We start from the raw sequence: 5,499 nt of genomic DNA on the forward strand, positions 1-5,499 counted from the left end.
ATATTGCACTAACATCAGTTTTCGTTCCAGGCTCTACAACTATCCCGATTACGGTATCAAGTAGGAAGAATAGGAAAGAGATAGAAGCGCCAATAATAATGGCAGTGACTATAGTAATCTTTGGAGGGATTTCAATATCTTTTTCACCCTTGTACGGTGACAGATATCTTTTGTATCTGATTATCAACAAAGCCATAGCCGTAATTATAACAGTTGAAATAATCCACCAGACTACAAGCCAAGGACCATGTCGGGATTCAATTTGTTCTACTCCAGATATGAGATCTTGGATATTACCTGTTAGAGGTATAGAAAGCAAAGATGTTGCTATTCCAATAACAATTTGGTATAGAAAAGCAAAAATAAATCCATAAACAAGTCGATTAATGATTATTCCAATTGATTCTTTCAATTCTATGTCATCCCAATTGAATTCCTATGTATTATAACACTTCTAAACCATAAGCCTATAGTAAGGAAAACTAATTCATTTCAATATTACTTTTCAGCACATCTATAGATTACAGATGACAATAAGGCGGATCTGTCTACAATACTATCATGGATGATGTATTCTTTAGTTGAACGATAATTATGACCCAAAGGTCCAAATCCATCCAATGCTGGAAGATTTATTGGAACATTACAAATATCTGAAGAGATGAGTTGAGAATGTTTTTTAATTTTGATTTCATGTTTTTTAGCAAGGTCTTCAACCATTTCGTAAAATTTAGTATCAGAGGGTTCTTCTAATACAGCAGGTCTAGTTTGAATTGTGTTTATAGACACATCTAGTTTTTTTGAACCTGTCTCCTTCTTTTTCATTATAGATTGAATTTTTGATTCAACTAATTCGCCGAGTTTTTTTGTTTTGTAACTGCATATCAATGTCATTGTGGCAAAATTCGGAGTATTACCATGAGAGCCCTTTGAAATAACAGAGGTAGTTCTTAATCGATAATCTTTTTCATCTTTTGATAGTTTTTCAAGCGCAGTTAATTTTTTTGCCAAAATAGGGATAATTCCGTGAATGTCTGAAGATGATTGATCGTTTGCGGTAAATCTAATCTGATAATCATTTCTACCATAACATGTGGTAATTATTCCATTATCAATGCTACCAGATTTGAGTCCAATAATATATCGTGATTTTTTAGAATATTCTTTAACAAATTTTTTACTGAATCTACCACCTAAACTATCATCTGTCGTAAGCAATATTCCACATTTCACTTTTTTGAGTTTTTTTGCAAATCGTAATGCATGTAATGCACCTAACATTACAGTTAAACCACCTTTACTTTCAGCAATTCCTGAACCAAAAATTTTATCATCATCTTCATGATAACTAATTAAATCGTCAGGACCATAGTGTGTATCAAGATGAGAAACTAGTAAGACGTCATTTTCAGACTCTGTGTGATTTTTAAAATAGTAGAAATTTCCAACGTCATGTTGTCTATGAATGTGTTCGCTAAATCCTAGATGTTTTAATCTCTTAGAAATCATAGTTCCTAATTGATTTACATTTTCAATGTTGTATACATGTGTGTTCAAATTTACAAAATTTTTCATAGTTTCTTTTAGACTATGTGAATGACCTCTAAGATATGTTCTAGCAACAACTCGTAATGGTTGAGTTAAATCAGCTTCAGATTCATGATGTTGTATAGAAGATCCGAAATATCTTATTACTGAAACATCTAAAATTTTATTGATTAACGATTCGTATGTGTATCCAGCAACTTTTGCTGCATGAAAATACGAACCACCAGTTCCAAGACTGGCCATTGAATTTAATTCAAGAATGTACAAGTTTTCATCCTTATCCATTCTAAAATCAACTCTAGCATAATCATTTAGTCCCAAAGAAGCAAATGCTTTGACACACATCTGTTTCATCTCTTCTGTTTTTGCTTTAGATAATTTTGCAGGACAGGTTTTATCAACACCACCTTTTTTCTTTTTATCAGAAATGGTTTGAATTTGATCTGGATGATCGAGATTTATTTCAACAATTGGAAGAACATCAATGTTTGGACTATTTCCTAATAATCCCACTGCAAATTCTCGTCCTGAGATGAATTGCTCTACCAAGATATCTTGTTGGAATTTTTCAAGCTGAACTTTTACTGCAGCTCTTAGATCATCCCAATTATCAACAACTTCCATTCCCATAGAAGTGGACTCTAATTTTGGTTTTACAATTACTGGAAATATTAAATCATCATATGTATCCTCAGGAGTTCTAAACACCCAAAACCCAGGAGTAGGAATGTTATTTTTTTGCAAAACAATTTTTGTCATCACTTTGTCTTGAACAACTGCATGGCCTGCGGGACCTGATCCCATATAGGGAATTCCAAGCATCTCCATCATGGCTGGAACGTGAGTGTATCTATTTTGACCCTGAATTCCATATGCCATGTTAAACACCATTCCAGGATTTTCACCAGCTACTACTTTTGGCATGAATTCGCGTAATTCATCAGCGAGATGAATGTCCCCTTCTACCACTTTTACAGTATGACCACCTTTTTCTAATGCTCTTGCAACCCTTTCGACAGCTTTGGAACTGTAATGTTCTTTAGTAGTCATTCCAAAGACATTGATTACGTCATTAGGATCTATTTTTGTCTCATTATAGATCAGAGCTACTTTCATTCTACGGGTAGTAAGTTTTAGAGTATTAGTATTTTATTGAGCCTGCTTTGCTTTTTTCTGTGACCATGTCTGTTCATTGATTTGATGGCATTTACAATCAGCAGACTTGCCTTTGCAGTTTTTCTGATGTAATGTTGTATCACATTTGTTACAGTCAGGATCTCTCCAGCTTGCTTGATTTCCACAGTTAGGACATCTCATGATTTTTTACATGTTTACAATCCTATTAAGATGGATCTTTTTGAATTCATTTTAAAATCAGATAACCAGTTGTCTTTATTCAGATTCAAATCAATTAGAATCAATCTTAATAATTTAAGAAATATAGTATTACAGTGAATTCGTGATAAGACAGCTGTCATCTCTCGCATATTACAGGTCTGCCTTCATGAAATTCACTTGTAGAACGTTGAAAAGATAAATTTAGATACAAAAATTTTCAGGAAACTTCAAAAGACAATAATTTAGAAATCATCAGTCTATGTTTTTGTTTAAAGTAGATTTATTGCAGACAAACTGAATTAATATCTAGAATTACAATAAAAACAATCAATTAATTATTCATTGTTTTTGATTGAAGGTTTTTCTTTCCGTATGGTTTTAGCCAACTAGGTTTTGCCTACAAACCTTGTAACGGCAAAAAGAAAATCAAAATTCAGAAATTTAAACTTAGTGAAGAATTTGTACGATGTAATTCATCAGGTTATGAAATCTTGAATAATTTTTTGGCATTTTTGTACATGAAGTTATCTCTGAATTCTTTTTTGATATTTAGTTTAGCTACAAAATTAAGATATGAATCCATGCTGCTTATGGGCCAATCTGTTCCATAAAGTAAGTATTTAGGCTCACCTGCATAATTGATCAACTCTGCAACTTTTTCTTTCATCATTTTTTCAAAGAAATGATCAAACGAACCTACAACGAGTCCAGATACATCGGCATAGACATTTTTATTTTTATAAATTACTTCTTGTGCATCCTGAATCCAAGGATTACCTAAATGGCACATTACGATTTTGAGTTCAGGGTTGTCTACTGCAACATCATCTAGATTAAGAGGCCTAGAGTATCGCAACTTTCCTTTCTCAGAATAAGTATCTCCAGTATGAAACATCACAGGAATGTCAAATTCAATACACGTATCATAGACTTTTTGATATTTTTCATCATATGGATAATAGTGTTCATAGCCGGAATAGATTTTCATGGCTTTGATTTTTCCCTCTTTGATCCATTCCCTATAGATTTTGAGATCTTCATCAGTGTGATTATCTATAGTGAATCCTGCAGCGATTCCAAGATTATCATATTTTTTGATGGCATCAATGATTTGTTTTGTTGATGGTCTTTCGGCATTTGTTTTGTAAGAGGATAAGATTATTGAATAATCCACATTGTTGTTGATCATCTCATTTTGAAGCATTTTCAGTCTATCTTCAAGTAAAGGGACATGTTGAGTTAGTTCATATTGATTTACATGAACATGACAGTCAATAATCATGATTTTTCTACAAAATTAGGATTTTTCCATTCAATAAAAGTTGCATTATTTAATGAACGTGGATCTTTCATATAATTAGGCAATATTTTGATAAATTTAAAGCCGTTTCGTATCTGAAAAGACAATACAGGTTCTTTGATTTCATGTTTTTTGACTTTTGCAACATATTCTAAAGGAGTGAATTCTTTTGCATGTTCACAGTAATTAAACAATCTTGCACCTGCAATGATTCTACGTAAATTCAGATTCATTGCAAGTGTTTTTCTTGCATCATACAATTTTGTGGCAATACCCAACCTCCTATAATCAGGGTGAGAAGAGACATCTGCACCGTATAAAGAATCTCCTTTCGGGTCATGGTTTTTGAAGAAACTATCACCGCATGCATCTTTCCATGTATGTGGTTCATAATCTGATTTGAGTTTGATAATCAAACTGCTACACGAACCAACAATTTTTCCATGATATTCTGCAACAAACTGACCTTGAGGGAAAACTTTCAAGTGAGCTTTGAGTTGTTCAGATTTCCAGTAAACACCTTCTGCTGCCATATATGGAAATGCAAGTTTTTGTAATTCAACAATTTTTGGAAGATCATCTTCAGACATTTGTCGAATTATCACATGGCTGTGTCTAGTTTTAGCAGTAGTATGTGAATCCATAATTTTTGACGACGTTAATTTTAACTGTATTGTAATTAATACATTGTTTTCATTCTTTTTCTTTTCCTCAAATCTTTTTCATGTGAAGAAGATTCTAGTGAATAATCATATTGAGGGTACAGTTTTGAAAATTGTTGTTCAATTGTGCTTTCATCATTATAGGAATTTTCCATGCTCATACCTCATCTTCTTTATGCCAAACTGAATCTTTTTGCTTACACAAGTCAGAGCAATAATCACCCTGAGTACTTAATTGAACTCCACAATAATCGCAATGTATTGATTTATCATAGGATTTGTGTTCAGCAGTAAATTCCCTATATGTTATCAACGAACAGTATTTAGTTAAATCATATAAAATGTAATTAAGAGTTGATTTCATTTTAAATGAGGTCAACTAAATTATTGTTTAAATAGCAATATCTGATTTTTCGAGTATGAAATGTCAATGTAGCGCAGGCAAACAATGCATGTTTCATTACATCATGAAAAATCCTGACTCCATAAAGCCAAAAAACTAAAGAACCTATTTTTTAAATAACCAATATTTGATTTTAAGCATATTAATGAAAAACAGAAAAAAGGATCAAATTCAATATGTTTAAACTCAGGAGGGATTTCTAAAAATCATGACAGCCACCACGGTTGAAGATATCAAAAAATATGATA

General features: G+C 32.3%; 5 protein-coding genes and 1 pseudogene. All 6 read right to left on the minus strand.

Going from position 1 to position 5,499, the window contains the following annotated elements; all coding sequences use genetic code 11:
* Positions 1-412 (minus strand): annotated as a pseudogene (locus OEW78_RS09655) (magnesium and cobalt transport protein CorA); the annotation flags it as partial.
* An 86-nt stretch (positions 413-498) separates the two neighbouring features.
* Positions 499-2,664: a M20/M25/M40 family metallo-hydrolase gene (locus OEW78_RS09660; RefSeq protein ID WP_300327090.1), complete on the minus strand. Its 2,166-nt coding sequence runs from the start codon at positions 2,662-2,664 to the stop codon at positions 499-501.
* A gap of 33 nt (positions 2,665-2,697) precedes the next feature.
* Positions 2,698-2,865, minus strand: coding sequence for a hypothetical protein (locus tag OEW78_RS09665; RefSeq protein WP_300327091.1), 168 nt, complete (start codon positions 2,863-2,865; stop codon positions 2,698-2,700).
* A gap of 502 nt (positions 2,866-3,367) precedes the next feature.
* Positions 3,368-4,168 (minus strand): amidohydrolase family protein, encoded by an 801-nt coding sequence (locus tag OEW78_RS09670; RefSeq protein WP_300327092.1) that lies wholly within the window; start codon positions 4,166-4,168, stop codon positions 3,368-3,370.
* On the minus strand, positions 4,165-4,776 hold the full coding sequence (locus OEW78_RS09675; RefSeq protein WP_300327094.1) for a GNAT family N-acetyltransferase: 612 nt from the start codon (positions 4,774-4,776) through the stop codon (positions 4,165-4,167). Before OEW78_RS09675 ends, OEW78_RS09670 begins: the two co-directional genes overlap by 4 nt.
* Before the next feature lie 89 nt (positions 4,777-4,865).
* Positions 4,866-5,003 carry a hypothetical protein gene (locus OEW78_RS09680; RefSeq protein ID WP_300327093.1) on the minus strand — a complete coding sequence of 46 codons (138 nt, stop codon included), beginning with the start codon at positions 5,001-5,003 and terminating at the stop codon, positions 4,866-4,868.
* Positions 5,004-5,499 lie beyond the last annotated feature (496 nt).

Source organism: Candidatus Nitrosopumilus sp. (genome assembly GCF_029882185.1).
Taxonomy (GTDB): domain Archaea; phylum Thermoproteota; class Nitrososphaeria; order Nitrososphaerales; family Nitrosopumilaceae; genus Nitrosopumilus.